Source organism: Lutibacter sp., assembly GCF_046055765.1.
GTDB lineage: Bacteria > Bacteroidota > Bacteroidia > Flavobacteriales > Flavobacteriaceae > Lutibacter.
On record NZ_JASFZF010000052.1, the window covers coordinates 1 to 3,687 of the forward strand.

General features: G+C 30.9%; 2 protein-coding genes and 1 tRNA gene. 1 reads left to right on the top strand and 2 read right to left on the bottom strand.

What is annotated here, in order from left to right:
* Together QM495_RS05835 and QM495_RS05840 are read right to left on the bottom strand one after the other, a co-directional pair.
* The coding region (locus tag QM495_RS05835) for a biotin/lipoyl-containing protein (RefSeq protein WP_408671175.1) at positions 1 to 549 on the bottom strand (549 nt) is incomplete at its 3' end.
* A gap of 34 nt (positions 550 to 583) precedes the next feature.
* Positions 584 to 3,313, bottom strand: coding sequence for a 2-oxoglutarate dehydrogenase E1 component (locus QM495_RS05840; RefSeq protein WP_408671176.1), 2,730 nt, complete (start codon positions 3,311 to 3,313; stop codon positions 584 to 586).
* Between the two features lie 299 nt (positions 3,314 to 3,612).
* On the opposite strand from QM495_RS05840, the gene QM495_RS05845 reads away from it, so the two are divergent.
* A tRNA-Asn gene (locus tag QM495_RS05845) sits at positions 3,613 to 3,686 on the top strand.
* Position 3,687: the final 1 nt, after the last annotated feature.

The following is a 3,687-nucleotide window of genomic DNA, read 5'->3' on the forward strand; positions in this document are numbered from 1 at the left end:
ATTTTTTACTAAAACTAAACGTTGTGCAACTTTTCTGCGAAGCATTGACATTTTTTTACGTTCAGAATTACGTGATCCACCGGCTGGAGTTCCCATACTTGGTACTGCATTTACAGCATCATCTTTTGTAATTCTTCCATCGCGTCCAGTCCCTTTAACTTCAGATGGAGCTATTCCTTTTTCGTCTAAAATTTTTGTAGCAGCAGGTGAAGTTGAACCGCTTGCATACGTAGTTTTAGGTTCAATGGGTTTTTCAACTACTTTAGGTTTTATAATCTTAACTTCTTTAGATGTTAATCCTTCAGGTTTTTTTGCATCTAAATCAATTAAACAAACAATAGCACCTACTTCAACAGCATCACCTTCTTCTGCTTTTAGAGTGATAATACCACTTTCTTCAGCAGGTAATTCTAAGGTTGCTTTATCTGAATCAATTTCAGCAATTGGTTGATCTTTTTCAACATAATCACCATCTTCAACAAGCCAAGTTGCAATTTCTACTTCTGTAATAGATTCTCCCGGAGAGGGAACTTTCATTTCTAAAATCATCTTATTATTTTTTTGTCTTTTTAGACGAATTTTGTTAGTTTTTAAATACTTTATCAATAACACGCTGATGTCTTCTTTTAAACCTTGCCGATGAACCAGCAGCCGGAACTGCGTAAAAAGGTTGAGAAGCAACTTCTAAATTTACCAATCTAAAACGTTGTAACATAAAGCTCCAAGCCCCCATATTTTCTGGTTCTTCTTGTGCCCAAACATAGTTTTTCACGTTTGGATACTTATCAATTATTTGTTGTAATTTATTTAAATGTAATGGAAATAGTTGTTCAATTCTCACTAAAGCAATATCATTTCTTTTCAAATTAGAACGTTCTGCCAATAAATCGTAATAGAATTTACCAGTACAAAACACCAATTTAGTAACGTTCTTTGCTTCAACTGTATCATCAATTACTTCTTGAAAATTACCTTCTGCAAATTCTTCTAAAGATGAGGTTGCTAAAGGATGACGTAATAAACTTTTAGGTGTAAATACAATTAATGGTTTTCTATAATCACGTTTCATTTGACGACGTAATAAATGATAGAAATTAGCTGGTGTTGTACAATCTGCTACAATCATATTATCTATGGCACATAATTGTAAAAAACGTTCCATACGAGCTGATGAATGCTCGGATCCTTGTCCTTCATAACCGTGGGGAAGTAATACAACAATACCATTTTGTAATTTCCATTTATCTTCTGCAGCCGATAAATATTGGTCGAAAATAATTTGTGCACCGTTACTAAAATCTCCAAATTGTGCTTCCCAAATTGTTAACGTATTTGGATTAGCCATTGCATATCCATAATCAAAACCAAGTACACCATATTCAGATAATAAGGAATTATAGATTTGCATTTTTCCTTGTATATTATCAAGTGTATTTAATAAATTAATACGTTCTTCCGAAATTTCATCACGCAATATAGCATGACGATGGCTAAATGTACCACGTTCAACATCTTGGCCGGAAATACGAATATCAAAACCTTCTTGTAGCAAACTTCCATAAGCTAAAGTTTCTCCCATTCCCCAATCAATTTTATTTCTTTCAAAAACCATGTTATTTCTATCACGTAAAATTCGTTCAGCTTTCCTTAAGAATTTAACATTTTTTGGAACTGTAGATACTATTTTTGCTATATTTTTTAATTCAGAAATTGGATAGGTAGTGTTTTCAGAAGTTAGCATAGCATCTAAATTTCTTCGAGTAAAACCTTCCCAAGCATCTTTCATAAACTCACGTACTTTAGAAGTTTTTACTTTTTTAGATTGTTGATATTCTTCTTCTAATAAACTTTTAAATTCAGCAATTGATTCATTTAAATAAGTAGTATTTATAATTCCTTCTTCAATCAATTTTTGTGCATAAATATCTCTAGGGTTTGAATGTTTAGCAATTGCTTTGTATAAATTTGGTTGTGTAAAACGAGGTTCATCACCTTCATTATGTCCATATTTTCTATAGCCTAGTAAATCAATAAAAATATCGCGCTTAAATTTCATTCTAAAATCTAGTGCCATTTCAATTGCATGAACAACTGCTTCAACATCATCAGCATTCACATGTAGTACTGGTGATAGTGTTACTTTAGCAACATCTGTGCAATAAGTACTTGAACGAGCATCTAAATAATTAGTTGTAAAACCAATTTGGTTGTTAATTACTATATGAATGGTTCCACCGGTGGAATACCCATTTAATTTACTCATTTGTGTAACTTCATAGACCAATCCTTGCCCAGCAATTGCAGCATCTCCGTGTACAATAATTGGTAATAACTTAGAATTATTACCGTTGTAGGTTTTATCTATTTTTGCACGTGCTATTCCTTCAACAATAGGCCCAACGGTTTCTAAATGTGATGGGTTTGGAACTAAATTCATTTTTAGTTCTTTATTATTTTTTAATGTTTTTGTAGTTGTTAATCCTAAGTGGTATTTTACATCACCATCAATATCTTCATCTTCAAAATCTTTGCCTTCAAATTCGCTAAAAACATCACGTATTGGTTTTCTAAAAATATTGGTAAGTGTATTTAACCGACCTCGATGTGCCATTCCTAATACAAATTCATCGACATCATAAATTTCAGCTGCATTTCTAATTACAGAACTGATAGCTGGAATTAAAGTTTCACCACCTTCTAATGAAAATCTTTTTTGACCTACATATTTTGTTTGTAAAAAATTTTCAAAAGTTACTGCTTGAGTTAATTTTTGAAGAATATATTTTTTTGCATCATTTGAATAGGTAGGATGATTAGAATTTCTATTCAATTGTTTTTGTAGCCATTTAATTTCTTCCGGATTTCGTATATACATATATTCAACACCAATAGAATTACAATAAACAGTTTCTAAATGTTTTATTATTTTTCGAAGTGTTGCTTTTCCAGTTCCAATAATATTACCAGCATCAAAAATTGAATCTAAATCGTTTTTAGACAGTCCAAAATTTTCTATTGCTAAAGTAGGAGTGTATTTTCTACGTTCACGAACTGGATTTGTTTTAGTAAATAAGTGGCCTCTAGTTCTGTAACTGTTTATGAGGTCTATTACTTTAAATTCTTTTAGAACATTTTCAGGCACTTCATTTTCAGAATCACTGTCTGAAGGTGAAAAATTTTCATTTGCAAAATTATAACCTTGAAAGAAACTCCTCCAACTAGGCTCAATACTGTCAGGGTTTATTAAATACTGATCATACAAATCTGAAATAAAACCTGTATGTGCAGCATTTAAAAATGAATATTTATCCATGTTTATGTTAGTAGTCAATGATTTATTTAGTTGCGGCTAAAATACAATTTTTAGGATAACAACCATTTCAATTATTCTTTTTTTACAATTATTATGTTCTTGTAAAATTTGCATTATTTTTATTGATTTTAAGAGAATAAATGTACCGTTTATATAATAAATATGAATTTTTAAAGCTTTAATTTTCAGTTTGTTAGTTTTAAAAGATAAAAAAAACAAAAAAAGAGTAATTTTTTTTCAAAAAAATATTGCAAAAAGTATAAATCCTTGTATATTTGCACTCGCAAAAGAGAATAAATTCCTCCTTAGCTCAGTTGGTTAGAGCATCTGACTGTTAATCAGAGGGTCCTTGGTTCGAGTCCAAGAGGGGGAGC

What these genes read in the sequence shown, in the direction of transcription:
- QM495_RS05840 (WP_408671176.1), bottom strand. Translation starts at nt 3,313, where the DNA reads ATGGATAAATATTCATTTTTAAATGCTGCACATACAGGTTTTATTTCA.